The sequence below is a fragment of the Pseudoxanthomonas composti genome (assembly GCF_004122095.1).
Lineage (GTDB): Bacteria > Pseudomonadota > Gammaproteobacteria > Xanthomonadales > Xanthomonadaceae > Pseudoxanthomonas_A > Pseudoxanthomonas_A composti.
In genome coordinates, this window is record NZ_SAWZ01000001.1 from 102,322 (window position 1) to 125,161 (window position 22,840).

General features: G+C 67.3%; 22 protein-coding genes and 1 tRNA gene. 6 read left to right on the plus strand and 17 right to left on the minus strand.

Annotated features, from left to right (window positions below; genetic code table 11):
- Positions 1-96: 96 nt before the first annotated feature.
- The 4 genes from EPA99_RS00360 to cyoA are packed head-to-tail and all read right to left on the minus strand — an operon-like array spanning position 97 to position 4,050.
- Complete coding sequence (locus EPA99_RS00360) at positions 97-432, minus strand: cytochrome o ubiquinol oxidase subunit IV (protein ID WP_129469215.1); 336 nt, start codon at positions 430-432, stop codon at positions 97-99.
- The gene (gene cyoC / locus EPA99_RS00365; RefSeq protein WP_164978515.1) at positions 432-1,058 is read right to left on the minus strand and encodes a cytochrome o ubiquinol oxidase subunit III; all 627 of its coding nucleotides are present in this window, start codon (positions 1,056-1,058) and stop codon (positions 432-434) included. Before cyoC ends, EPA99_RS00360 begins: the two co-directional genes overlap by 1 nt.
- Complete coding sequence (cyoB, locus tag EPA99_RS00370; protein ID WP_129469217.1) at positions 1,055-3,064, minus strand: cytochrome o ubiquinol oxidase subunit I; 2,010 nt, start codon at positions 3,062-3,064, stop codon at positions 1,055-1,057. The genes cyoC and cyoB overlap by 4 nt, the downstream gene beginning before the upstream one ends.
- On the minus strand, positions 3,064-4,050 hold the full coding sequence (cyoA, locus tag EPA99_RS00375; RefSeq protein WP_129469218.1) for a ubiquinol oxidase subunit II: 987 nt from the start codon (positions 4,048-4,050) through the stop codon (positions 3,064-3,066). Before cyoA ends, cyoB begins: the two co-directional genes overlap by 1 nt.
- On the opposite strand from cyoA, the gene EPA99_RS00380 reads away from it, so the two are divergent.
- Complete coding sequence (locus EPA99_RS00380; protein ID WP_129469219.1) at positions 4,049-4,243, plus strand: hypothetical protein; 195 nt, start codon at positions 4,049-4,051, stop codon at positions 4,241-4,243. The two genes, cyoA and EPA99_RS00380, sit on opposite strands and share 2 nt — an antisense overlap.
- 131 nt (positions 4,244-4,374) lie before the next feature.
- Here the strand turns inward: EPA99_RS00380 and EPA99_RS00385 are convergent.
- Positions 4,375-4,450: transfer RNA gene (locus EPA99_RS00385), tRNA-Thr, on the minus strand.
- A 34-nt stretch (positions 4,451-4,484) separates the two neighbouring features.
- Complete coding sequence (gene ispH / locus EPA99_RS00390) at positions 4,485-5,435, minus strand: 4-hydroxy-3-methylbut-2-enyl diphosphate reductase (RefSeq protein ID WP_129469220.1); 951 nt, start codon at positions 5,433-5,435, stop codon at positions 4,485-4,487.
- A gap of 191 nt (positions 5,436-5,626) precedes the next feature.
- On the opposite strand from ispH, the gene EPA99_RS00395 reads away from it, so the two are divergent.
- Positions 5,627-6,214: a flavin reductase family protein gene (locus tag EPA99_RS00395; RefSeq protein ID WP_129469221.1), complete on the plus strand. Its 588-nt coding sequence runs from the start codon at positions 5,627-5,629 to the stop codon at positions 6,212-6,214.
- On the opposite strand, the gene EPA99_RS00400 is transcribed toward EPA99_RS00395, so the two are convergent.
- From EPA99_RS00400 to murJ, 5 genes are all read right to left on the minus strand, one after another.
- Positions 6,211-7,176, minus strand: coding sequence for a bile acid:sodium symporter family protein (locus EPA99_RS00400; RefSeq protein ID WP_129469735.1), 966 nt, complete (start codon positions 7,174-7,176; stop codon positions 6,211-6,213). The genes EPA99_RS00395 and EPA99_RS00400 overlap by 4 nt on opposite strands.
- Before the next feature lie 46 nt (positions 7,177-7,222).
- Positions 7,223-7,747: a signal peptidase II gene (gene lspA, locus EPA99_RS00405; protein WP_129469222.1), complete on the minus strand. Its 525-nt coding sequence runs from the start codon at positions 7,745-7,747 to the stop codon at positions 7,223-7,225.
- Entirely contained in the window at positions 7,738-10,569 is a 2,832-nt protein-coding gene (gene ileS, locus EPA99_RS00410) for an isoleucine--tRNA ligase (protein WP_129469223.1), read from the minus strand. Before ileS ends, lspA begins: the two co-directional genes overlap by 10 nt.
- A 75-nt stretch (positions 10,570-10,644) precedes the next feature.
- Positions 10,645-11,595 (minus strand): bifunctional riboflavin kinase/FAD synthetase, encoded by a 951-nt coding sequence (locus tag EPA99_RS00415; protein WP_129469224.1) that lies wholly within the window; start codon positions 11,593-11,595, stop codon positions 10,645-10,647.
- Between the two features lie 124 nt (positions 11,596-11,719).
- A complete protein-coding gene (gene murJ, locus EPA99_RS00420) occupies positions 11,720-13,312 on the minus strand; it encodes a murein biosynthesis integral membrane protein MurJ (protein WP_129469736.1) in 1,593 nt (530 codons plus the stop codon).
- A gap of 117 nt (positions 13,313-13,429) precedes the next feature.
- On the opposite strand from murJ, the gene rpsT reads away from it, so the two are divergent.
- A complete protein-coding gene (rpsT, locus tag EPA99_RS00425) occupies positions 13,430-13,699 on the plus strand; it encodes a 30S ribosomal protein S20 (RefSeq protein ID WP_129469225.1) in 270 nt (89 codons plus the stop codon).
- Between the two features lie 199 nt (positions 13,700-13,898).
- Here the strand turns inward: rpsT and obgE are convergent, their stop codons facing one another.
- From obgE to rplU, 3 genes are all read right to left on the minus strand, one after another.
- Positions 13,899-14,966: a GTPase ObgE gene (gene obgE, locus EPA99_RS00430; protein ID WP_129469226.1), complete on the minus strand. Its 1,068-nt coding sequence runs from the start codon at positions 14,964-14,966 to the stop codon at positions 13,899-13,901.
- A 228-nt stretch (positions 14,967-15,194) separates the two neighbouring features.
- Positions 15,195-15,455 (minus strand): 50S ribosomal protein L27, encoded by a 261-nt coding sequence (rpmA, locus tag EPA99_RS00435; protein WP_129469227.1) that lies wholly within the window; start codon positions 15,453-15,455, stop codon positions 15,195-15,197.
- A gap of 12 nt (positions 15,456-15,467) precedes the next feature.
- Positions 15,468-15,788 carry a 50S ribosomal protein L21 gene (gene rplU, locus EPA99_RS00440; protein WP_129469228.1) on the minus strand — a complete coding sequence of 107 codons (321 nt, stop codon included), beginning with the start codon at positions 15,786-15,788 and terminating at the stop codon, positions 15,468-15,470.
- Between the two features lie 248 nt (positions 15,789-16,036).
- Between rplU and uvrA the strand changes: the two genes are divergently transcribed.
- The 3 genes from uvrA to EPA99_RS00455 all read left to right on the plus strand — a co-directional run bounded on the left by uvrA (position 16,037) and on the right by EPA99_RS00455 (position 20,283).
- Complete coding sequence (gene uvrA / locus EPA99_RS00445; RefSeq protein ID WP_129469229.1) at positions 16,037-18,988, plus strand: excinuclease ABC subunit UvrA; 2,952 nt, start codon at positions 16,037-16,039, stop codon at positions 18,986-18,988.
- Between the two features lie 2 nt (positions 18,989-18,990).
- Positions 18,991-19,419, plus strand: coding sequence for an acyl-CoA thioesterase (locus EPA99_RS00450; RefSeq protein WP_129469230.1), 429 nt, complete (start codon positions 18,991-18,993; stop codon positions 19,417-19,419).
- A gap of 84 nt (positions 19,420-19,503) precedes the next feature.
- Positions 19,504-20,283, plus strand: a complete 780-nt coding sequence (locus EPA99_RS00455; protein WP_129469231.1) for an enoyl-CoA hydratase/isomerase family protein — start codon at positions 19,504-19,506, stop codon at positions 20,281-20,283.
- Here EPA99_RS00455 and EPA99_RS00460 read toward each other — a convergent pair.
- The 3 genes from EPA99_RS00460 to EPA99_RS00470 form a co-directional block, all read right to left on the minus strand.
- Positions 20,270-21,124 carry a sulfurtransferase gene (locus EPA99_RS00460; protein WP_129469232.1) on the minus strand — a complete coding sequence of 285 codons (855 nt, stop codon included), beginning with the start codon at positions 21,122-21,124 and terminating at the stop codon, positions 20,270-20,272. The genes EPA99_RS00455 and EPA99_RS00460 overlap by 14 nt on opposite strands.
- Positions 21,121-21,936 carry a CoA pyrophosphatase gene (locus tag EPA99_RS00465; RefSeq protein ID WP_129469233.1) on the minus strand — a complete coding sequence of 272 codons (816 nt, stop codon included), beginning with the start codon at positions 21,934-21,936 and terminating at the stop codon, positions 21,121-21,123. The genes EPA99_RS00460 and EPA99_RS00465 overlap by 4 nt, the downstream gene beginning before the upstream one ends.
- Positions 21,937-22,037: 101 nt before the next feature.
- Positions 22,038-22,745: an FKBP-type peptidyl-prolyl cis-trans isomerase N-terminal domain-containing protein gene (locus tag EPA99_RS00470; protein ID WP_241688206.1), complete on the minus strand. Its 708-nt coding sequence runs from the start codon at positions 22,743-22,745 to the stop codon at positions 22,038-22,040.
- Between the last annotated feature and the right edge of the window lie 95 nt (positions 22,746-22,840).

Genomic DNA, 22,840 nt, shown 5'->3' on the forward strand with positions numbered 1-22,840 from the left:
CCCGGAGGGTGCCTTTGGTTGGGGCGCCCGGCTTCATGCATGTCAACAAAAAGGCCGCCCGGAGGCGGCCTTCTTGCAGAGCTCCGACCTGATCGGTCAGTGCATCATGTTGGCGTTCATGTTGTGCAGCACCCACAGCGAGCCAACCACCACGATGGCGATGATCAGCATCGAGAAGGCGAACACCATGACGTTCCAGCGCTGGGCCGAGGAGCGGTCCATGTGCAGGAAGTACACCAGGTGCACCAGCACCTGCACAGCGGCCAGGACGAACATGGTGATGATGGTGACACCGCGCGGGAAGGCCCCGCTCATCACCATGGCGAACGGCACCACGGTCAGGATGACGGCGTAAACGAAGCCCAGGACGTAGGACTTCAGGCTGCCGTGGGAGGCGCCGGAGGCGTCGTGCGAATGATTGTCGGCGGCCATTACAGGGCTCCCATCAGGTAGACGACGGTGAACACACCGATCCAGATGATGTCCAGGAAGTGCCAGAACAGGCTCAGGCACATCAGACGCGTGTTGTTGGTCGGGGTCAGGCCCTTGCGCGCAATCTGGATCACCAGCACCAGCATCCACAGCAGGCCCGAGGTCACGTGCAGGCCGTGCGTGCCGACCAGGCCGAAGAAGGCCGACCAGTACGCGCTGCGACCTGGACCTGCGCCTTCATGGATCAGGTGGTTGAACTCGTACACCTCCATCGCCAGGAAGCCCAGGCCGAACAACGCGGTCACCGCCAGCCAGCCGAACAGCGCCGGACGGCTGTTGCGGTTGGCCGCCATCACCGCCAGGCCGAAGGTCAGGCTGGACAGCAGCAGCAGGAAGGTCTCGACCAGCACGAACTTCAGGTCGAAGAACTCCTTGCCGGTGGGGCCATCGACGGTGGCCCCGGACAGCACGGCGTAGGTCGCGAACAGGCCTGCGAAGATCAGGCAGTCGCTCATCAGGTACACCCAGAAACCGAAAACCGTATTGGCGCCGGCGTCGTGGTGCTCATGATGCCCGTGGGCATCGGCGTGGTGGTGCGTATCGACAGTGGTCGTGGTCATGGTCATACCGCCTTCTGCGAGGGCGAGGCGATCGCCACGCGCTGCTGTTCAAGCCTTGCGAAGTGCTCGTTCTCGATGCGCTCCACCTCCGCCGCCGGCACGTAGTAGTCCACGTCGTCGTCGAAGCTGCGGGCGATGAACGCGCCGACCATGCCCACCAGACCCACGATCGCCAGCCACCAGATGTGCCAGGTCAGGGCAAAGCCCAGGACCACGCTGAAGGCGCCCATGATCAGGCCGATGCTGGTGTTGCGCGGCATGTGGATGTCTTCGTAGTGGGTCGGACGCACGTAGCCGCGACCGGCCTGCTTGTCGGCCCAGAACTGGTCGATCTGCCTGAAGTCCGGCAGGTGGGCGAAGTTGTAGAACGGCGGCGGCGAGGAGGTGGCCCACTCGTGCGTGCGCGCGTCCCACGGGTCGCCGGTCAGGTCCAGGTTGTCCTTGCGCTTCCAGATGCTGTAGATGATCTGCCACAGGTTCAAGCCGATACCGCAGGCGATCACGCAGGCGCCGAAGGCGGCCACGTACAGCCAAGGCACCCACTCGGGGTTGGTGTAGCTGTTGAGGCGACGGGTCATGCCCATGAAGCCCAGCACGTACAGCGGCATGAAGGCCAGGAAGAAGCCGATGATCCAGCACCAGAACGAGGCCTTGCCGATCTTCTCGTTGAGCTTGAAGCCGAAGGCCTTGGGGAACCAGTAGGTCAGGCCCGCCAGGTAGCCGAACACCACGCCGCCGATGATGGCGTTGTGGAAGTGGGCGATCAGGAACAGGCTGTTGTGCAGCACGAAGGACACGGCCGGGATCGCCATCATCACGCCGGTCATGCCGCCGATGCTGAAGGTGATGATGAAGCCGATGGTCCAGTGGATCGGCACGGTGAAGTGCACGCGGCCGCGGTACATGGTGAACAGCCAGTTGAAGATCTTCACGCCCGTGGGGATGGAGATGATCATCGTCATGATGCCGAAGAAGGCGTTGACGTTGGCACCCGAGCCCATGGTGAAGAAGTGGTGCAGCCAGACCAGGAAGGACAGCACGCCGATGGCCGAGGTCGCATAGACCATCGACTTGTAGCCGAACAGCGGCTTGCGGCTGAAGGTGGCGACCACTTCCGAGTACACGCCGAAGGCCGGCAGCACCAGGATGTAGACCTCCGGGTGGCCCCAGATCCAGATCAGGTTGACGTACATCATGGCGTTGCCGCCACCGTCATTGGTGAAGAAGTGGGTGCCCAGGTAGCGGTCGCAGCCCAGCAGCGCCAGGGTCACGGTCAGGATCGGGAACGCGGCGATGATCAGGATGTTGGTGATCAGCGCGGTCCAGGTGAAGATCGGCATGCGCATCAGGGTCATGCCCGGGGCGCGCATCTTCATGATGGTCACGAAGAAGTTGATGCCGGTCAGCAATGTGCCCAGGCCCGATATCTGTAGCGCCCACATGTAGTAGTCGACACCGACACCCGGACTGTATTGCAGCCCGGACAGCGGCGGATAGGCTAGCCAGCCGGTCTGGGCGAACTCGCCCACGAACAGCGAGAGCATGATCAGCACCGCGCCGGCCACGAACAGCCAGAAGCTCAGCGAGTTCACGAACGGGAAGGCCACGTCGCGCGCGCCGATCTGCAGCGGCACCACCAGGTTGACCAGGCCGGTCATGAACGGCATGGCCATGAAGAAGATCATGATCACGCCGTGGGCGGTAAAGATCTGATCGTAGTGGTGCGGCGGCAGGATGCCCTCGCTGCCGCCATGGGCCAGCACCTGCTGGGTGCGCATCATCAGTGCGTCGGCGAAGCCGCGCAGCAGCATGATCAGCGCCACGAAGATGTACATCACGCCGATCTTCTTGTGGTCGACCGAGGTCAACCAGTCGCGCCACAGCCAGCCCCAGACCTTGTACTTGGTCAGCAGGGCCAGGACCACGATACCGCCGATGACCACGCCCGCAAGCGTCGCCATGACGATGGGTTCGTGGTACGGAACCGCCTCGATTGTCAGTTTGCCAAGCATTACTTCTTCTCCGAACTCGTGTCCTGGGCGGCACCCATGTCATGGCCCTCGTGCCCCGCATGCGCGCCCTCGGCTGCTGCATCGTGGGCACCGGCGGCCGCCGGCATCTCGTGGTTCATGTGCGCGCCGTGCTTGGCGCCGCCCATCATGTATTTGTCGATGATCGACTGGTACAGGGTCGGGTCGACCGAGGCGTAGTAGCGCACCGGCTCCTTCTCGCTGGGCTTGGCCAGCTCGGCGTACTCCACCGCCTGCAGCGAGTCCTGCGAGGCCTTGACCTGGGCGACCCAGGCGTCGAAGGCGGCCGGGTCGGTAGCCTTGGCGGTGAACTTCATGCCGGAGAAGCCATGGCCGCTGTAGTTGGCCGAGATGCCCGGGTAGTCGCCGATGTGGTTGGCCACCAGGTGCAGCTTGGTCTCCATGCCCGCCATCGAGTAGATCTGCGTGCCCAGCGCCGGGATGAAGAACGAGTTCATCACCGAATCGGAGGTGATCTTGAAGTTCACCGGCGTATCGACCGGGAAGGCGATCTCATTGACCGTGGCGATGCCCTGCTCCGGGTAGATGAACAGCCACTTCCAGTCCAGCGAGACCGCCTCGATGGTCACCGGCTTCACATCCGACTGCAGCGGTTTGTACGGGTCGAGCGCGTGCGAGGAGCGCCAGGTCAGCACGCCCAGCACCAGGATGATCAGGCAGGGGATGGTCCACACCACGATTTCGATCGCGGTGGAGTGCGACCAGTTCGGCTCGTAACGGGCCTTCTTGTTCGAGGCGCGGTAGCGCCAGGCGAACAAGAGGGTCATCACGATGACCGGGATCACGACCAGCAGCATCAGCACGGTCGCGGTGACCAGCAGGTTGCGCTCGTCGATGCCGACCTGGCCTTTGGGATCGAGGATGGCCGACTTACAGCCGGAGAGAAGGGCGAGGCTGGGCAGCAGGACCCAGGAACGCAGACGTCCCAGGAGGTTCGACGCAGGCATGGTTCAATCCAATCGCGAAGGGAAAACCGGTTTGGCGCGCGCAATCCCCGCCAGTGGCGGGCATTACGCGGCCTGGTCGCGCGATTTGCCGGCTAATGCTCCGCAGATCATTGGGCGGACGGTTGGCGCGACGACCCCCTATTTTATGGTGCCGCGCACCATTACGGAATACCTGAAACAGCCGAAGTGCTGAAGGATTCACGTCAATCGAGCCTTGCAACTGTGTCACGTTGCGCGCGCGCGTGTGGCGACTTCGCTCCCAGATCGCGCAGCGCAACGAACAAGGCCCCGATCGCCGGGCGATCGGGGCCTTGGAAAGACGGCTGGTGCCGGAAATAGGAATCGAACCTACGACCTACGCATTACGAATGCGCCGCTCTACCAACTGAGCTATTCCGGCGAACCGCGAATTCTAAGTACTCGTTACGGACAGGTCAATTGACCAGCTGCAGGCGCAGCTCCTTGGGCAGGGCGAAGACCATGCTCTCCGGCTCGCCCTGCAGCTCGCTGACGCTGGCCGCGCCTAGCTCGCGCAGGCGCTGGATCACCCCTTCGATCAGCACGTCCGGGGCCGAGGCGCCGGCGGTGACGCCGATCCGCTGCTTGCCGGCGATCCAGGCCGGGTCGATTTCGTGCGCGCCGTCGATCAGGTGCGACTCCACGCCATCGCGCTGAGCCAGTTCGCTGAGGCGGTTGGAATTGGAGCTGTTGGGCGAGCCGACCACCAACACCAGGTCGCATTCGCGCGCCAGCTCGCGCACCGCGTCCTGGCGGTTCTGCGTGGCGTAGCAGATGTCGTCGTTCTTCGGCCCCTGCAGCGCCGGGAACCTGGCCCGCAGCGCTTCGATGATGCCGATGGTGTCGTCCACCGACAGCGTGGTCTGGGTGGTGTAGGCCAGGTTGTCCGGCTGGTTCACCTGCAGGGTATGGGCCTGCTCGATGTCCTCGACCAGGTAGATCGTCCCCACCCCGCCCTCGCGGGTCCACTGGCCCATGGTGCCCTCGACCTCCGGATGCCCGGCATGGCCGATCAGCACCACGTCGCGGCCGGCGCGGCAGTGGCGGGCCACCTCGAAATGCACCTTGGTCACCAGCGGGCAGGTGGCGTCGAAGACCTTCAGCCCGCGGCGCTCGGCCTCGTTGCGCACAGCCTTGGACACCCCGTGGGCGCTGAAGATCACCGTCGAGCGGTCCGGCACTTCGTCCAGTTCTTCCACGAAGATGGCCCCACGCTGCTTGAGGTCGTCGACCACGAAGCGGTTGTGCACGACCTCGTGACGGACGTAGATGGGCGCGCCCAGCGTCTCGATGGCGCGCTTGACGATTTCGATGGCCCGATCGACACCGGCGCAGAAACCACGGGGATTGGCGAGCAGGACATCCATCGTGCGGGGACAGGCCATCGTGAGGGAGGCCGGGCATTATCCTCCTTTCCCGCCGCGGCTGCCGGGCGGCGATGGCCAGGCTTCAGCCGCGGGCTTGCCCTGCCCGCGCACGGCCCCATCTGCAATGAAAGGCTAGAATCACCCGCGCGCCGCCCACGGCGACGCCACCATCCGGATTTTTCAGAGACTTCATGACGCAGGACGGCCGCGACCGCTCGCCCCCAGCCCCGCTCGCGACGGGCGAAACGCTGATCGAGGCGGCCCAGCACACGGCCTCGGGCGCCTCGACCGTGCCGCAGACGCTCGACGCCCTGCGCCTGCGCTCGGCCTTTGGTCTGTTTCCGACCGGCGTGGCCGTGGTGACTGCCCGTGGCAGCGACGGCGCGCGCCTGGGCATGACCATCAACAGCCTGTCCTCGCTATCGCTGGATCCGGCGCTGCTGACCTGGAACATCGCCCGCCGCTCACGCAACCACGAGGTCTTCACCCGCGCCCGTCACTTTGCGATCCACGTGCTGGGGCAGGACCAGGCGGCGCTGTGCAAGGCGTTCGTGATGACCGACCAGGACCGTTTCGGCCAGATCGCCACCACCGACAGCGTCGAGGGCGTCCCGTTGATTCCGGGCTGCCTGGCGCGCTTCGAGTGCCGCACCCACCAACTGGTGGAAGGCGGCGACCACACCCTGGTGGTCGGCCAGGTGCTGCGCATCGCCGAGCAGCCGGGACAGCCGCTGGTGTTCTTCCGCGGCCAGCTTGGACAACTCGCCCCGCGGGATTAGGCCTGTTCGATTCCCTGGGCCTGCCGCGCATAGCGGTTGGCCAGCCAGGCGCAGGCCATCAGCTGCACCTGGTGGAACAGCATCAGCGGCAGCACGATCATGCCCAGCGCCGGGCTGCCGCCGAACAGGATGTTGGCCATCGGCACGCCGGTGGCCAGGCTCTTTTTGGAACCGCAGAACAGCAGGGTGATCCGGTCCTCGCGGGCAAAGCCCAGGCGGCGCGCGAGCAGCTGCGTCAGGGCCAGCACCAACATCAGCAAGCCGATGCACACGCCCAGCAGCGCCAGCAACATGCTCGCCGAAAGCTGGCGCCACAGGCCGCCCACCACCGCTTCGCTGAAGGCCGAGTAGACCACCAGCAGGATGGTGCCGCGGTCGAACAGGGTCAGCACCGACTTCCAGCGCGCGATGAAATCGCCGATCCAAGGCCGCAGCAGGTGCCCGGCCAGGAACGGGATCAGCAGCTGCAGCACGATGTTGCCGATGGCACTCAGCGGCGAGCCCATATGGCCCTGCGTGGACAGCAGCAACCCCACCAGCAGCGGGGTGATGAAGATACCCAGCAGGTTGGACGCCGAGGCGCTGCACACCGCCGCCGGGACATTGCCACGGGCGATGGAGGTGAAGGCGATGGAGGACTGCACGGTCGAGGGCAGCGTGCACAGGTAGAGCAGCCCGGTGACCAGCGCCGGGGCCAGGAACAGCCCGACCAGCGGCTTCAGCGCCAGCCCCAACAGCGGGAACAGCAGGAAGGTGCAGCCCAGCACGGTCAGATGCAGGCGCCAGTGCGCCAGTCCCGCGACCACCGCCTCGCGCGACAGGCGCGCCCCGTGCAGGAAGAACAGGATGGCCACGCCGATCACGGTGGCCCAGTCGCAGACCTGCGCCACCGTGCCCTGCGCCGGCAGCAGCGTGGCCAGCAGCACCGCGCCCAGCAGCGACAGGGTGAAACGGTCGAACATCTGCTTCACTCGCGCGCCACCGCTCGATGCAAGGTGGCCTGACCCGTCATCGGGTGGCGCCCGCCTTGCGCTTGCCGTCGAACAGCCCGAACAGCGCGATCCCGACCGCGCCACCAACGATGGCCGAATCGGCGATGTTGAACGAGGGCCAGTAGTGATCGCCAACGTACCACTGGATGAAATCGATCACGTGCCCGTGGATGATGCGGTCGATCACATTGCCCAGGGCGCCCCCGATCACCAGCGCATAGGGCAGCGCCGCGCGCCAGTCGCCGCGCGCGGTGCGCGAGAGCCAGAACGCCAGCAGCCCGCTGATGCCCACCGCCAATGCCGAGAAGAACCAGATCTGCCAGCCGCCGGCATCGCTGAGGAAGCTGAAGGCCGCGCCGGTGTTGTAGGTACGGAACCAGTTCCAGAAGCCGTCGATGACCGGCACGGCGCGGTACTCGGGCAGGCTGGCCAGGACCCAGGCCTTGGACCACTGGTCCAGGCCGATCACCAGCACCGACAGCAGCAGCCAGACCAGGGCGTTGGGGCGCCGAGGTCCGGTCCCGGCTTCATTCAGAACCATTGCCGATCCTCGCCCATGCCTTCGATGTTGCTCACGCAGCGCCCGCACAGCTCGGGGTGGTCGGCGTTGGCGCCGACATCGCCACGTTTTTGCCAGCAGCGCACGCACTTGGCCTTGGTGGTCGGTTCGGCCAACACGGACAGGCCCTGGACCGGCCCCTCCACCACGGTGACATCGCCACTGATCAGCAGGAAGCGCAGCTCCTCGGCCAGCGGCGACAGGCGCGCGGCGGTGGCGGCATCGGCGGTGATGGCGATTTCCGCGTCCAGTGCCGCGCCGATCGCGCCGCTGGCGCGCATCGGCTCCAGCACCTTGGCCACCTGCTCGCGCAGGGCCAGCAGCTGGTCGAAGTCGGCCACCGACAGCGCCGCATCGGCCTCCAGCGGCGCCAGCCCGTCGTACCAGGTGGAGAACAGCACGTGGTCCAGGCGATTGCCCGGCAGATAGCCCCACATTTCCTCGGCGGTGAAGCTCAGGATCGGCGCGACCCAGCGCACGAAAGCTTCGGCGATGCGGTACATCGCGCTCTGCGCGCTGCGACGCCCGCGCGAATCCTCCGGCATCGTGTACAGCCGGTCCTTGGTCACGTCCAGGTACAGCGAGCCCAGGTCCACGCTGCAGAAGTTCAGCAGCGCCTGCACGATGCTGGCGAAGTCGTAGCGCTCGTAGGCGGCCTTGATCTTCTCCTGCAGCTCGAAGGCGCGGTGCACGATCCAGCGGTCCAGCGCCACCATGTCCTCCAGCGGACGCAGGTGCACGGTCGGGTCGAAGCCATCGAGGTTGGCCAGCAGGAAGCGCGCGGTGTTGCGCAGGCGGCGATAGGCATCGGCGTTGCGCTTGAGGATCTCCTGCGACAGCGACATCTCGTTGCTGTAGTCGGCCGAGGCGATCCACAGGCGCAGGATGTCCGCGCCCAGAGTCTTCATGATGTCCTGCGGCTCGATGCCGTTGCCCAGGGATTTGGACATCTTGCGGCCGTGCTCGTCCACGGTGAACCCGTGGGTAAGGCACTGCTTGTAGGGCGCGACCTTGTCGATGGCCACGCCGGTCAGCAGCGAGGACTGGAACCAGCCGCGGTGCTGGTCCGAGCCTTCCAGGTACAGATCGGCCGGCTTGCCGAAGCCGCGCTCCAGCAGTACGCCCTCATGGGTTACGCCCGAATCGAACCAGACATCGAGGATGTCGGTGACCTTCTCGTAGTGCGCGGCTTCATCGCCCAACAGCTCCGCCGGGTCCAGGTCGTACCAGGCGTCCACGCCGCCCTGCTCCACCTTGCGCGCCACCTGCTCCATCAGCGCCACGCTGTCGGCATGCGGCTCGTGGGTCTCGCGATGGACGAACAGGGCGATCGGCACGCCCCAGGTGCGCTGGCGGCTGATGCACCAGTCCGGGCGCCCTTCGACCATGCTGGCGATGCGCGCCTGGCCCCAGGCGGGAAACCAGCCGACATCCTTGATCGCGGCCAGCGCATCGCCACGCAGGTTGGCCTGCTCCATGGAGATGAACCACTGCGGCGTGGCGCGGAAGATCACCGGCGTCTTGTGGCGCCAGCAATGCGGATAGCTGTGGGTCAGTGGGTGGAACGCCAGCAGCGTGCCATTGCCGCGCAGCAGCTCGACGATGAGCTCGTTGGCCTTCCACACATGCTGGCCGGCCAGGGTCACGCCATCGGCCGCGGGCACGGACGGCAGGTAGACGCCGCGCCCGTCAACCGGCGTGATCTGCGCGGCGGTGTACTTCTCGATCAGGCCGTACTTCAGGCAGACCGCGTAGTCCTCCTGGCCGTGGCCGGGCGCGGTGTGCACCGCACCGGTACCGTCCTCGTCGGAGACGTGCTCGCCCAGCAGCAGCGGCAGGTCGCGCTCGGGGTAGAACGGGTGGGCCAGCAGCAGGTTTTCCAGAGCAGCGCCCTTGGCGTGGCCCTTCACCACCACCTCGGTCACGCCGTAACGGGCCAGCGCGCGCTCGGCCAGCGCCTGCGCCAGCACCAGCCAGCGCGGCGCGCCGTCGCGGGCCGGGCCCTCGACCAGCACGTAGTCCAGCTCCGCGCCCACACTCACCGCCAGCGAGGCCGGCAGCGTCCACGGCGTGGTGGTCCAGATCGGCACGGCGACCTCGACACCGGCCGGCAGTTCGACGCCGAAGGCGGCGGCCAGGGCCTGGGGGTCGCGCGCGGCATAGCCGACGTCGATCGCCGGGGACTGCTTGTCCTGGTACTCGATCTCCGCCTCGGCCAGCGCCGAGCCACAGTCGAAGCACCAGTGCACCGGCTTGGCGCCGCGCACCAGATGGCCGTTGGCCACGATCTTGGCCAGCGCGCGGATCTCGTCGGCCTCGAACTTGAAGTTCAGCGTCTTGTACGGGTTGTCCCAGTCGCCCAGCACGCCCAGGCGCTTGAAGTCGCGACGCTGGATGTCGATCTGCTCCTCGGCGTACTCGCGGCACTTCTGGCGGAACTGGCGGGCGTCCAGCTTGGTGCCGACCTTGCCCCACTTCTTCTCCACCGCGATCTCGATCGGCAGGCCGTGGCAGTCCCAGCCCGGCACGTAGGGCGCATCGAAGCCGGCGACGTAGCGCGACTTGACGATGATGTCCTTGAGGATCTTGTTGACCGCATGGCCCAGGTGGATCTGGCCGTTGGCGTAGGGCGGGCCGTCGTGCAGCACGAACAGCGGGCGGCCCTTGGCGTTGGCGCGCAGCTGGCCGTAGAGATCATGGTCGTACCAGGCCTGGACCATGCCCGGCTCGCGCTTGGGCAGGTCGCCGCGCATCGGGAACTCCGTGGCCGGCAGGTGCAGGGTCGCTTTGTAGTCAGTGCTCACGGATCGCGGTTCTCAAGCAGTTGTCTTGGTGGCGCCCGCCGTGACCTGCGGGCGCGTATTCGGTTGCCGATGCGCTCAGGCCGTGGCCCGCGCGCGCTCGGTGGAAAGCAGTTGCCGCGCCAGCGCCGCGTCGCGGTGCATGGCCGCGGTCAACGATTCCAGCCCGTCGAACTTCTCCTCGTCGCGCAGCTTGGCCACGAATTCCACGCGCAGGTGGCGCCCGTACAGGTCGCCCTCGAAGTCGAACAGGTGCGCCTCCAGCAGCGGCTCCACGCCATCCACCGTCGGCCGGGTGCCGAAGCTGGACACCGACGGCCACGGCCGTTCGGTCAGGCCATGGACCCAGGTGGCATAGATGCCCGACAGTGCCGGCGTCTTGTGAAAGCGCAGGTTGGCCGTGGGATAGCCCAGGGTGCGGCCCAGCTGCCTTCCGCGCACCACGCGCCCACCGATCTCGTAGGGACGCCCCAGCAGGCGCTGGGCATGGGCGAAATCGCCCGCGCGCAAGGCGGCGCGGATGCGGGTGCTGGACACGCGCTCACCGTCGTCGCAATGCACCGGCTCGATCTGCCCGGCGGTGAAGCCCAGCTCGGCGCCCATGGCCTGCAGCAACGGCAGGTCGCCGCCACGCCTGTGGCCGAAGCGAAACTCCGGCCCGATCCAGACCTCGCGCGCCTGCAGCCGCTGCACCAGCAGGCGGCGCACGAAGTCCTCGGCCGGCATGGCGGTCATGCGCGCGTTGAAGCGCAGCAGGCCGATCAGGTCGGCCCCCTCTTCCTGCAGCGCCTGGATCCGCGCCCGCGGCAGCGACAGGCGCGGCGGCGGCGCATCGGGCAGGAAGAATTCGCGCGGCAGCGGCTCGAAGGTCAGCGCCACCAGCGGCAGCCCCAGCGCCCGGGCACGCGCATGCGCGTGCCGCATCAACGCGCGATGGCCCAGGTGCAGACCGTCGAAGGCGCCGATGCAGACCACGCTACCGTGCGGGGTCAGCACCCCGCCATCGACGTCACGGAACAGCCTGCTCATGTGCTTATTGGCCGCCAGACCTGGCGGCCCTGGCGGAACTGATGCCTGATCATGGGGAAACCCATGAAGTATAGCCGCCGCGCGCCCAGGCAAGCCCCTGTGACCTGCTAGCGCGCATCGGCGCTCAATGTTCGCGCAGGTCCCGCGGGCGAAAGCCCAGCGCCAGCTGCGCCAGCGCATAGGTCAGGCCGCCGGCCGCCACCAGCCCCAGCAGGCTGCCGATGCGCGGCCACTTGGGCAGCGCCGTGAAATCGCCCACCCACTGCAGCCCGCCCCAGACCACCGCCGCCATCGCCAGGCAAGCCAGCGCCAGGCGCAGCAGGAACCTGCTCCAGCCCGGCTTGCGCTGGTAGACGCCCGAGCGGCGCAGCCACATCCACAGCAGCCCCAGGTTGATGTAGCTGGCCAGCGCACTGGCCAGGCCCAGCGCCAGGTGCAGGCCCGGGGTCCTGGCCAGGGCCTCGAACAGCCCGAGCGCGCGCACCGGCGGCGGCACCATCAGCTGGTACAGCACCGCCAGGAACAACAGGTTCAAGGCCATGTTCGCCACCAGGGCCACGATGCCCGCGCGCACCGGCGTACGCGTGTCCTGGCGCGCATAGAACGCCGGCAGCACCACCTTGAGCAGGGCGAAGGCCGGCAGGCCGAAACTCAGCCCGAACACAGACATGGCCGCCATCCTCGAGTCGAAGGCGGTGAACTTGCCGTACTGGAACAGCGTGGCCACCAGCGGCAGGCTCAGCAGCATCAGGCCGATCATGGCCGGCAGGGCGATCATCAAGGTCATGCGCAGGCCCCAGTCCAGCGCCGCGGAAAACCCGGCCGTGTCGGTCTTGACGTGGTGGCGCGACAGCGCCGGCAGGATCACCGTGCCCAGGGCCACGCCGAAGACGCCCAGGGGCAGCTCCAGGAAGCGATCCGCCTGCGAGAGCCAGCTCTGCGAGCCGGCGAACAGGAACGAGGCGATCACTGTATCCAGCAGCAGGTTGATCTGCGCCACCGACGAGCCGAACAGCGTCGGCACCATCAGCCGCAGCACCTTGCGCACATCCGGATGCGACCAGCCCCAGCGCGGCAGGGTCAGCAGGTCGATCCCGCGCAGCGCCGGCAGCTGGAACAGCAACTGCAGTGCGCCGGCGGCCAGCACCGCCCAGCCCAGCGCGAGGATCGACATCCCCATCAGCGGCGCCAGCCACAGCGCGCCGGCGATCATGCACAGGTTGAGGATTACCGGGGTGACCGCGGGGATCGCGAATCGATGGAAACTATTGAGCGCCCCGCCCGCCAGCGCGGTCAGGGAGACGAACAGCAGGAAGGGGAAGGTCAGCCGCAGCAGCTGGACGATGGTGCCGAACTTGGCCGGGTCATCAGCCGAGCCGGGGTTGAACAGCAGCGCCACCTGCGGGGTGAAGATCAGCCCCAGCGCCGTCACCAGCAGCAAAAAGCCGCCCAGGGTCCCGGACACCCGCGACATCAGCTCGCGCAGCTCCGGATGCGGGCGGGTTTCCTTGACCTCGGTGAACACGGGCACGAAGGCAGTGGCGAACGAGCCCTCGGCGAACAGCCGGCGCAGGAAGTTCGGGATGCGGAAGGCCACCCAGAACGCGTCGGTGACCGCATTGGCCCCGAAGCTGTAGGTGATGGACTGGTCGCGCACCAGTCCCAGCACCCGCGAGACCATGGTCATGCTGCTGAAGGACAGTAGCCCCTTGAGCATTTTCGGCTTGCTCACGCCCTACCCCATCGCTCGCGGTTGACGCAAGTCATTGAACACCTCATAATTTCCCGTTCCATTTTCGCCCGCCGTCAACCCCAGAATCTTCAGGATCACACCGTGGCCAATATCAAGTCCGCCAAGAAGCGCGCCAAGCAGACCGTCGTGCGCAACGCGCGCAACGTCGCCCAGCGCTCCATGCTGCGCACCGCCGTCAAGAAAGTCATCAAAGCCCTGGACGCCAACGACGCCGCTGGCGCCGAGGCCGCCTTCGCTACCGCGCAGCCGATCCTGGATCGCTTCAGCGCCCGTGGCCTGATCCACAAGAACAAGGCCGCCCGTCACAAGAGCCGCCTCACCGCCCGCATCAAGGCCCTCAAGGCCGCTTGATGCGGCATTGACGGCGAAGAGGGCAACAGGAAACCCGGCGCAAGCCGGGTTTTTTGTTGCCCTGGCGCCAGCGGTGGCGCGCACTGCCCGCCCCGCGCCCGCCACGGCATACGGCCAGGCACGCCAAAGCCCCGCAGGGGCCAGGGCCCCGGCGGTTGGCAAGGCGAATGCTTCGGGGAGGCACGCCACCGGCGCGCGCTCAGCCTGCGTGATCGGCCGCTTCGGCCGCTTCCTCACGCTGGCGGTCGAAGAACGCCATGATGTCCTTCATGATCGGAAAAGTGCCCTCGCGCGAGATCGCCGAGGTCATGTACCACGGGCCGGTCCAGCCCAGTTCGGCGACCACCGCCCTGGCGCGTTCGGCCGCCTCGTCCTCGAACATCAGGTCGGCCTTGTTGAGCACCAGCCACCGCGGTTTGCCCATCAGTTCCGGGTCGTGCTTTTCCAGCTCGCGCTCCAGCGCGCGGACCTGCTCGGCCGGCGACACGGTCACCCCCGACTCGGCGAACTCCTCGGCCACCGGGGCCATGTCCACCAGGTGCAGCAGCAGGCGCGTGCGCTGCAGGTGGCGCAGGAACTGCGTGCCCAGTCCCGCCCCTTCCGCTGCACCCTCGATCAGGCCCGGCACGTCGGCGATCACGAAGCTGCGATGCGCCTCCACGCTGACCACGCCCAGGTTCGGATACAGCGTGGTGAAGGGGTAATCGGCCACTTTCGGGGTGGCCGCCGACACGGCGCGGATCAGCGTGCTCTTGCCGGCATTGGGGAAGCCCAGCAGGCCGACGTCGGCCAGCAGCTTCAGCTCCAGCTTCAGCAGCCGCGCCTCGCCCTCCTCGCCCGGCGTGGCCTGGCGCGGGGAGCGGTTCACCGAGCTCTTGAAGTGCATGTTGCCCAGCCCGCCCTTGCCGCCCTTGGCCACCAGCAGGCGCTCGCCGTGGCGGGTCATGTCGCCGATGACCTCATCGGTCTCCACGTTCATCACCACGGTGCCGACCGGCACGCGCACGACCTTGTCCTCGCCCGCCTTGCCGTACATCTGCCGGCCCATGCCGTTCTCGCCGCGCTGGGCCTTGAAGCTGCGCTCATGGCGGAAATCGACCAGGGTGTTGAGGTTCTCGTCGGCCACCAGCCACACGCTGCCGCCGCTGCCGCCATCGCCGCCATCCGGCCCGCCCAGCGGGATGAACTTCTCGCGCCGGAAGCCGACGCAGCCATTGCCGCCGTTACCGGCAGTGACCTGGATTTCTGCTTCGTCTACCAACTTCATGGGATTCGGGATTGGGGATTGGGGATTGGGGATCGGGAAAAAACTAACGGACAATGCTGTTTAGGGCTCTGGTAAGGCGCGGAGGCGAGGCGTCGAGGGAGCACCGGAACCCGCTTTTGCGAATCCCCAATCCCCAATCCCGACATCCCGAATCCCCACATCCCGGCCACCAACGAAAAACCCCGCCGAAGCGGGGCTCTCCAGTCGAACACTGGTGCCGCCGAAGCCTCAGGCCTCGGTCACCACGCTGACGGTGCGACGCTTCTGCGGGCCCTTGGTCGAGAACTCGACCTTGCCATCGACCAGCGCGAACAGCGTGTGGTCGCGGCCCAGGCCGACGCCCGGACCCGGGTGGAACTGCGTGCCGCGCTGGCGGACGATGATGTTGCCGGCGTCGATCGCCTGGCCACCATAGATCTTCACGCCCAGCATCTTCGGGTTGGAATCGCGGCCGTTGCGCGAGGAACCTACGCCTTTTTTGTGTGCCATGACTCGTTCTCCTTACTTGTTGTCGCCGGACGCGATGCCGGTGATCTCGATTTCGGTGTAGTGCTGACGATGACCCTGACGCTTCATGTGGTGCTTGCGGCGGCGGAACTTGATGATGCGCACCTTGTCGGCACGGCCATGCGACTTGATCGTCGCGGTGACGCTCGCACCCTTGAGGGCATCGCCCAGCTTCACGCCATCGCCGTCGCCCAGCATGAGGACGTTGTCGAAGGTGATCTCGTTGCCAGCCTCGGCGTCGAGCTTCTCGACGCGGATGGTCTCGCCTTTCATCACGCGGTACTGCTTACCGCCAGTGACCAGAACTGCGTACATGTTGAACCTCTGATTCTGTAGTTATTTTTGGTCCATCGACCCATCGAGGGGCAGACAGAAGCGGAATTATAGGGAGTTCAGTGACTTACGGTCAAGTCACCCCCTGGACCGGCTGAATCGGCCCCGCCGGGCGCGCCTGGCGGGGTTCCCTCCGTCGTAATTGCCCCCATACAGGTGACTCGCTAGGCTGGGTGATTGGCTGCCCGTCACCGCCGCGGCCACCCCCAACGACGAGCACGCAGGTCCCCATGGCGATGGATTTCATCCGCATCCGCGGCGCGCGGACGCACAACCTCAAGAACATCAATCTCGACCTGCCGCGCGACAAGCTGATCGTGATCACCGGCCTGTCCGGTTCCGGCAAGTCCTCGCTGGCCTTCGACACCATCTACGCCGAGGGCCAGCGCCGCTATGTCGAGTCGCTCTCGGCCTATGCGCGCCAGTTCCTCAGCGTGATGGAAAAGCCGGATGTGGACCACATCGAGGGCCTGTCGCCGGCCATCTCCATCGAGCAGAAGTCGACCTCGCACAACCCGCGCTCCACCGTGGGCACGATCACCGAGATCTACGACTACCTGCGCCTGCTGTACGCCCGCGTGGGCACCCCGCGCTGCCCGGACCACGGCTACCCCCTGGAGGCGCAGACCGTCAGCCAGATGGTCGACCAGGTGCTGACCCTGGACCCGGAGCAGCGCTACATGCTGCTGGCGCCGGTCATCCGCGAGCGCAAGGGCGAGCATGCCCAGGTGTTCGACCAGCTGCGCGCGCAGGGCTTCGTGCGCGTGCGCGTGGACGGCGAGCTGTACGAGATCGACGCCGTGCCGCCGCTGGCGCTGCGGGTCAAGCACACCATCGAGGCGGTGATCGACCGCTTCAAGCCGCGCGAGGACATCAAGCAGCGCCTGTCCGAGAGCTTCGAGACCGCGCTGAAGCTGGGCGACGGCATGGCCACGGTGATGTCGCTGGACCAGGCCGAGGCGCCGCCGCAGCTGTTCTCCTCCAAGTACTCCTGCCCGGTGTGCGACTACTCGCTGCCCGAGCTGGAGCCGCGTCTGTTCTCGTTCAACTCGCCGGTCGGCGCCTGCCCCAAGTGCGATGGCCTGGGCAACGCCCAGTTCTTCGATCCGGCGCGCGTGGTGGTGCATCCGGAGCTGTCGCTGGCCGCCGGCGCGGTGCGCGGCTGGGACCGCCGCAACGCCTACTACTTCCAGCTGATCGCCTCGCTGGCCAAGCACTATCGCTTCGACGTGGACGCGCCGTGGATGCTGCTGCCGGACAAGGTGCAGAAGGCCGTGCTGTACGGCAGCGGCGATGAGGTCATCAGCTTCACCTACCTCACCGAGGCCGGCGGCCGCAGCCAGCGCAAGCATCGCTTCGAGGGCATCGTGCCCAACCTGGAGCGTCGCTACCGCGAGACCGAATCGCCCGCCGTGCGCGAGGAGCTGAGCAAGTTCATCAGCGAACAGCCCTGCCCCGAATGCGGCGGCACCCGCCTGAACCGTTCGGCCCGCAATGTCTTCGTCGCCGACCGTCCGCTGCCGGAGCTGGTGGTGTTGCCGGTGGACCAGGCGCTGGCCTTCTTCCGCGAGATGAAGCTGGCCGGCTGGCGCGGCGAGATCGCCGCCAAGATCATCAAGGAGATCGCCGAGCGGCTCGGCTTCCTGGTCGATGTCGGCCTGGACTACCTCACCCTGGAGCGCAAGGCCGACACCTTGTCCGGCGGCGAGGCCCAGCGCATCCGCCTGGCCAGCCAGATCGGCGCCGGCCTGGTGGGCGTGATGTACGTGCTGGACGAGCCGTCCATCGGCCTGCACCAGCGCGACAACGAGCGCCTGCTCGGCACCCTGACCCGCCTGCGCGACCTGGGCAATACGGTGATCGTGGTCGAGCACGACGAGGACGCGATCCGTTCGGCCGACTACGTGCTCGACATCGGCCCTGGCGCCGGTGTGCATGGCGGCGAGATCGTCGGCGAAGGCACGCTGGAGGACTTGCTGAAGGCGCCGCGCTCGCTGACCGGCCAGTATCTGTCGGGCAAGCGCCAGATCGAGGTGCCCAAGCTGCGCCACAAGGCCAACCCGAAGATGACGCTCAAGCTCAAGGGCGCGCGCGGCAACAACCTCAAGGGCGTGGACCTGGAGATCGCCGCCGGCCTGCTGACCTGCGTCACCGGCGTGTCCGGCTCGGGCAAGTCCACGCTGATCAACGACACGCTGTTCTCGCTGGCCGCCAACGAGATCAACGGCGCCTCGCACCCGGTGGCCCCGCACGACGAAGTCACCGGCCTGGACCTGTTCGACAAGGTCGTGGACATCGACCAGTCGCCGATCGGCCGCACGCCGCGCTCCAACCCGGCCACCTACACCGGTCTGTTCACCCCCCTGCGCGAGCTGTTCGCGCAGGTCCCCGAGGCGCGCGCGCGCGGCTATTCGCCCGGGCGCTTCAGCTTCAACGTGCGCGGCGGACGCTGCGAGGCCTGCCAGGGCGATGGCCTGATCAAGGTGGAGATGCACTTCCTGCCCGACGTGTACGTCCCTTGCGACGTCTGCCATGGCAAGCGCTACAACCGCGAGACCCTGGAGATCCTCTACAAGGGCTTCAATATCAACGACGTGCTGGAGATGACGATCGAGGATGCGCTGAAGCTGTTCGAGCCGGTGCCCTCGATCGCGCGCAAGCTGGAAACGCTGATGGACGTCGGCCTGAGCTACGTCAAGCTTGGCCAGAGCGCCACCACCCTGTCCGGCGGTGAAGCCCAGCGCGTGAAGCTGTCCAAGGAACTCTCGCGCCGCGACACCGGGCGCACGCTGTACATCCTGGACGAACCCACCACCGGCCTGCACTTCCACGACATCGAGCACCTGCTGGCGGTGCTGCACAAGCTGCGCGACGACGGCAACACCGTGGTGGTGATCGAGCACAACCTGGACGTCATCAAGACCGCCGACTGGGTGGTGGACCTGGGCCCGGAAGGCGGCAACCGCGGCGGCACCATCCTGGTCACCGGCACCCCGGAGGACGTGGCCGCGCATCCGACTTCCTACACCGGCCGTTTCCTGGCGCCGATGCTGCCCAAGTCCAAGGCCAGCACCGGTACCAAGCCGGCCGCGGTGGCCAAGCCCGATGTCCTGCCGCCGCGCATGGCGGCCAAGAACGCCGCCAAGAAGGCGGCGAAGAAAACCACGAAGAAGAAGGCCTGACCATGAGCCAGAACACTGCCGCCGATGCCAGCCACCCGGTCCTGGCGCGGATCCCGATCAGCCTGCGCTGGCGCGACATGGACGCCTACGGGCACGTCAACAACGCCAAGTACATTTCCTACCTGGAAGAGGCGCGCGTGCGCTGGATGCACGGCGTCACCGGCGATCAGCGCCTGGGCAGCGGCGTGTCGCCGGTGGTGGCCAACACCAACGTCAACTATCGCCGCTCCATCACCTGGCCGGGCGAGATCATGGTGGAGCTGTTCGTCGAGCGCCTGGGCAACTCCAGCGTCACCATCGGCCACCGCATCACTGACGTCAGCGACGAAAGCGTGCTGTATTCGGACGGTAACGTCGTGGTGGTGTGGATCGACACCGCCAGCGGCAAGAGCGCGCCGATTCCGGACGCGGTGCGCGAAGCCTGCCGCTGACGGGCATGGCATGGGCCGGCGCCGCGCGCGGAAGGGCCCATTGCCGTTTCTTACGATGCGATCGTCTTGCCGCGGAGGGGCCGCATGTCATTGATCGAACTCCACGACCACACCCATGGGGTGCGCGAGCTGCGCATGGCGCGCGCACCGGTCAATGCACTCGATGCCGCGCTCTGCCAGGCGCTGGTCGATGCGCTGGCCCAGGCCGCAACCGATGGCGCCCGCGGCGTGGTGTTGTCCGGGGCTCCAGGCATCTTCTCCGGCGGCATGGACGTGCCCTGGCTGCTGTCGCTGGGCCGCGACCAGGCGGCGGTGCTGGACGCCTGGGAGGCGTTCTTCCGCCTCGTGCGTGCCCTGGCCGACGCGCCGATGCCGGTGGTGGCGGCGCTGACCGGGCACGCGCCGGCCGGTGGCTGCGTGCTGGCGCTGTGCTGCGACTACCGGGTGATGGCCGCCAGCCCCGAGGCCAGCAAGCCCTTCACCATCGGCCTCAATGAGACCCAGGTGGGCCTGGTCGCCCCGGAAGGCATCCAGCGCCTGCTGCGTCGCGCCGTGGGCGAGCACCGCGCCGCCTGGCTGCTGATGCGGGGTGAACTGGTCAGCGCCGAACATGCGCATCGCATCGGCCTGGTCGATGCGCTGGTGGAGCTCGTGGAGGTGGTGCCGCAGAGCGTGGAATGGCTGCAGGCCCTGCTCGCCCGCCCGGCCGCGGCGATGCTGAGGACACGCCAGATCGCGCGCGCCACGTTGATCCAGGCCGTGCAACCGGAGCTGATCGAGCTGGAGCGCTTCGTGCAGGCCTGGACCGCCGAGGAAACCCAGCAGGCGCTGCAGGCCATGGTCGCCCGGGTCAGGAAGCGCTGACGGCCACCGGCCGCGCCGGATCGCTGATCCAGCCGCTCCACGAACCGGCATAGACGCGCGGGCCCTGCAGGCCGGCATGCTCGAAGGCCAGCAGCAGATGGCAGGCCGTCACCCCCGAGCCGCACATCAGCACCAGCTCGGACGGGTCGCGCGCGCCCAGCAGCGGCTGCAGCAGCGCGCGCAGCTCCGGCGCGGGCTTGAAGGCCCCGTCTCGCAGATCCAGCGCGAACGGATGGTTCATCGCGCCCGGCACGTGCCCTGCCACCGGGTCCACGGGTTCGGCCTGCCCGGCGTAGCGCTCCGGCGCGCGTGCATCGATCAGCCAGCCTGGGGCCTCCCCCAAACGCGCGTGCACCTGGGCCGCATCGACGATGCCAGTGGCATCGAAGCTGGCCGGATAAGGCGGCAGGGCCTGGACCTGGGCCGGCTCGGCGGTCAGCGCGCCGGCAGCTGAGCGCCAGGCCGCCAGCCCCCCGTCCAGCACCGCCACGCGCTGGTGGCCCAGCAGCTTGAGCATCCACCACAGGCGCGCGGCGGCCATGCTGCCATCGCCGGCGTCGTAGACCACGACCTGATGCGCCGGGCCGATGCCCCAGGCCCCCAGTCTGGCGGCGAACCGCGCCGCATCGGGCAGCGGATGCCGCCCCTGCCCCGCCACGGACAGATCGGCCAGATCGCCATTGAGGTCGGCATGCGGCGCATTGGGCAGGTGCGACTGCGCGTGGGCCTGCGCACCGGCGGCGGGATCGCTCAGCACGAAGCGCGCATCCAGCAAGCGCAGCTGCGGGTCTTGCAGGTTGGCCTGCAGGGTCGTGGCATCGACCAGCGTGGTCCAGCTCATGCGGTCGCCTCCAGGCGTTGGCGCAGGTTGTAGAGGATGGACGCGGTCGCGCCCCAGATGCGCTGGCCGGGCCAGTCGTACTCCAGCACCGTGCGCGGCCGCCCCTTCCAGTCGTAGGTCACGTGGCGCAGCGTCTGGTGGTCCATCAGATAGTCCAGCGGCACTTCGAAGACTTCGGCCACTTCCCCGGGGTTGGGAAACGCTTCGTAGCCCGGGTCGATCACCGCCACCACCGGCACCACGCGAAAACCGCTGACGGTCACGAACGGATCCAGATAGCCGAGCGGCTGTAGCTGGCGCGGCGGGATGGCGATTTCTTCGCCGGTCTCGCGGATCGCCGCGGCAATGACATCGGCATCGCCGGGATCGACACGGCCACCCGGGAAGCTCACCTGGCCGGCGTGATTGCGCAGGCCGTCGTTGCGTCGTGTCAGCAGCACCGTCGTGCCCGCTTGGCGCGGCACGAGGCCGGCCAGGACCGCCGCGTCGACCGGCTCGCCCGGTGGAAGCAGATCGGCCAGCTCGGCCACGTTCCAGCCCTTCCCCGGCGGCAGCCCGTCGAGCGGGTGCAGCGCCCTGCGCAGCGCCGCCAGTTCCGGCAGGAGGGTATGCAGGTCGTCACGCATCGGCGGCCATCGCGCGGGCAGGTCCTCCTGCATGATGCGCAGCCGCTGCGCATTGTCCAGCTGCGCCCAGCTGGCGATCTCCTCGCCCGTGCGCAGACAGCCCACGCACAGGCCGTCGCGCCCCAGCTTGCAGATGCCGATGCAGGGCGAGAGCGCAGCTGCGGGGGTGGACACGAGCGAAGACATGTCTGGAACTCGATACAAACAGGAAGCCAAAAAAAGATGCGCCGGCTCAAGGCCGGCGCATCTTCGAACCACCTGGCGCGCATCGCTGCGCGGAAGGGGACTTACTTGACGCTGACCAGCTTGACGTCGAACACGACCGCCTGGTTCGGGCCGATCGGCGACTGCGGCGTGTTGCCGTAGGCCTTGTCCGCCGGAATGACCACTTCCCAGCGCGAGCCGGCCGGCATCTGGGTCAGCGCTTCGCGCAGGCCCACCAGCGGGATCTCGCTGAGCTTGATCGCCATCGGCGCCGGGGCCGGCTGACCGTTCTGGCCTTCGAAGGTGTTCACGAAGGTGCGGCCGTCGGTCAGCGAGCCCTTGTACTGCAGGGTCACTTCGCTGGCCTGCGCCGGCTTGGCGCCGGTGCCGGTCTCGACGATGCGGTACTGCACGCCGCTCGGCAGGGTCTTCACGCCCGCCTTGGCCTTGTTCTGCGCGACGAAGGCATCGGACTTGGCCTTGTTCTCGGCCGAAGCCTTGTCAAACTGGGCCTTGGCCTTTTCCATCTGACGCTTCTGCATGGTCTCCACGGCGGTGCGCAGCTGCTCGACCGGAACGGTGGGGTCCTTCTTCGCATAGCCTTCCTGCAAGGCCTTCTGGACGGTCGCCAGATCGACGGACTCGCCGCTTTCGATCAGGTTGCGGCCCAGGTCGTAGCCGAGCGCGTAGCTCAGGGCATTGCGGTCGGGGGCCGGCGTCGGGCCCTGCGCAGCGCGCGGGGCGGAAGCGGGAGCGGTCTGCGCGGCGGCGGTGCCTGCTGCCAGAGTCATGGCCAGCACGCTGGCTGAAAGCAAACGCAACTTCATGTTTCGACAAACCTCCAAGATGGGAAAGGGCGGTAAAACCGCCCTAGCAGGACGGGTTA

Excerpts from the sequence above, each read along its gene's own strand:
- EPA99_RS00360 (WP_129469215.1), bottom strand. The coding sequence starts at position 432 with ATGGCCGCCGACAATCATTCGCACGACGCCTCCGGCGCCTCCCACGGC.
- cyoC (WP_164978515.1), bottom strand. The coding sequence starts at position 1,058 with ATGACCATGACCACGACCACTGTCGATACGCACCACCACGCCGATGCC.
- cyoB (WP_129469217.1), bottom strand. The coding sequence starts at position 3,064 with ATGCTTGGCAAACTGACAATCGAGGCGGTTCCGTACCACGAACCCATC.
- EPA99_RS00380 (WP_129469219.1), top strand. The coding sequence starts at position 4,049 with ATGGTTCAATCCAATCGCGAAGGGAAAACCGGTTTGGCGCGCGCAATC.
- cyoA (WP_129469218.1), bottom strand. The coding sequence starts at position 4,050 with ATGCCTGCGTCGAACCTCCTGGGACGTCTGCGTTCCTGGGTCCTGCTG.
- ispH (WP_129469220.1), bottom strand. The coding sequence starts at position 5,435 with ATGGATGTCCTGCTCGCCAATCCCCGTGGTTTCTGCGCCGGTGTCGAT.
- EPA99_RS00395 (WP_129469221.1), top strand. The coding sequence starts at position 5,627 with ATGACGCAGGACGGCCGCGACCGCTCGCCCCCAGCCCCGCTCGCGACG.
- EPA99_RS00400 (WP_129469735.1), bottom strand. The coding sequence starts at position 7,176 with ATGTTCGACCGTTTCACCCTGTCGCTGCTGGGCGCGGTGCTGCTGGCC.
- lspA (WP_129469222.1), bottom strand. The coding sequence starts at position 7,747 with ATGGTTCTGAATGAAGCCGGGACCGGACCTCGGCGCCCCAACGCCCTG.
- EPA99_RS00415 (WP_129469224.1), bottom strand. The coding sequence starts at position 11,595 with ATGAGCAGGCTGTTCCGTGACGTCGATGGCGGGGTGCTGACCCCGCAC.
- murJ (WP_129469736.1), bottom strand. The coding sequence starts at position 13,312 with ATGCTCAAGGGGCTACTGTCCTTCAGCAGCATGACCATGGTCTCGCGG.
- obgE (WP_129469226.1), bottom strand. The coding sequence starts at position 14,966 with ATGAAGTTGGTAGACGAAGCAGAAATCCAGGTCACTGCCGGTAACGGC.
- rpmA (WP_129469227.1), bottom strand. The coding sequence starts at position 15,455 with ATGGCACACAAAAAAGGCGTAGGTTCCTCGCGCAACGGCCGCGATTCC.
- rplU (WP_129469228.1), bottom strand. The coding sequence starts at position 15,788 with ATGTACGCAGTTCTGGTCACTGGCGGTAAGCAGTACCGCGTGATGAAA.
- uvrA (WP_129469229.1), top strand. The coding sequence starts at position 16,037 with ATGGCGATGGATTTCATCCGCATCCGCGGCGCGCGGACGCACAACCTC.
- EPA99_RS00450 (WP_129469230.1), top strand. The coding sequence starts at position 18,991 with ATGAGCCAGAACACTGCCGCCGATGCCAGCCACCCGGTCCTGGCGCGG.
- EPA99_RS00455 (WP_129469231.1), top strand. The coding sequence starts at position 19,504 with ATGTCATTGATCGAACTCCACGACCACACCCATGGGGTGCGCGAGCTG.
- EPA99_RS00460 (WP_129469232.1), bottom strand. The coding sequence starts at position 21,124 with ATGAGCTGGACCACGCTGGTCGATGCCACGACCCTGCAGGCCAACCTG.
- EPA99_RS00465 (WP_129469233.1), bottom strand. The coding sequence starts at position 21,936 with ATGTCTTCGCTCGTGTCCACCCCCGCAGCTGCGCTCTCGCCCTGCATC.
- EPA99_RS00470 (WP_241688206.1), bottom strand. The coding sequence starts at position 22,745 with ATGACTCTGGCAGCAGGCACCGCCGCCGCGCAGACCGCTCCCGCTTCC.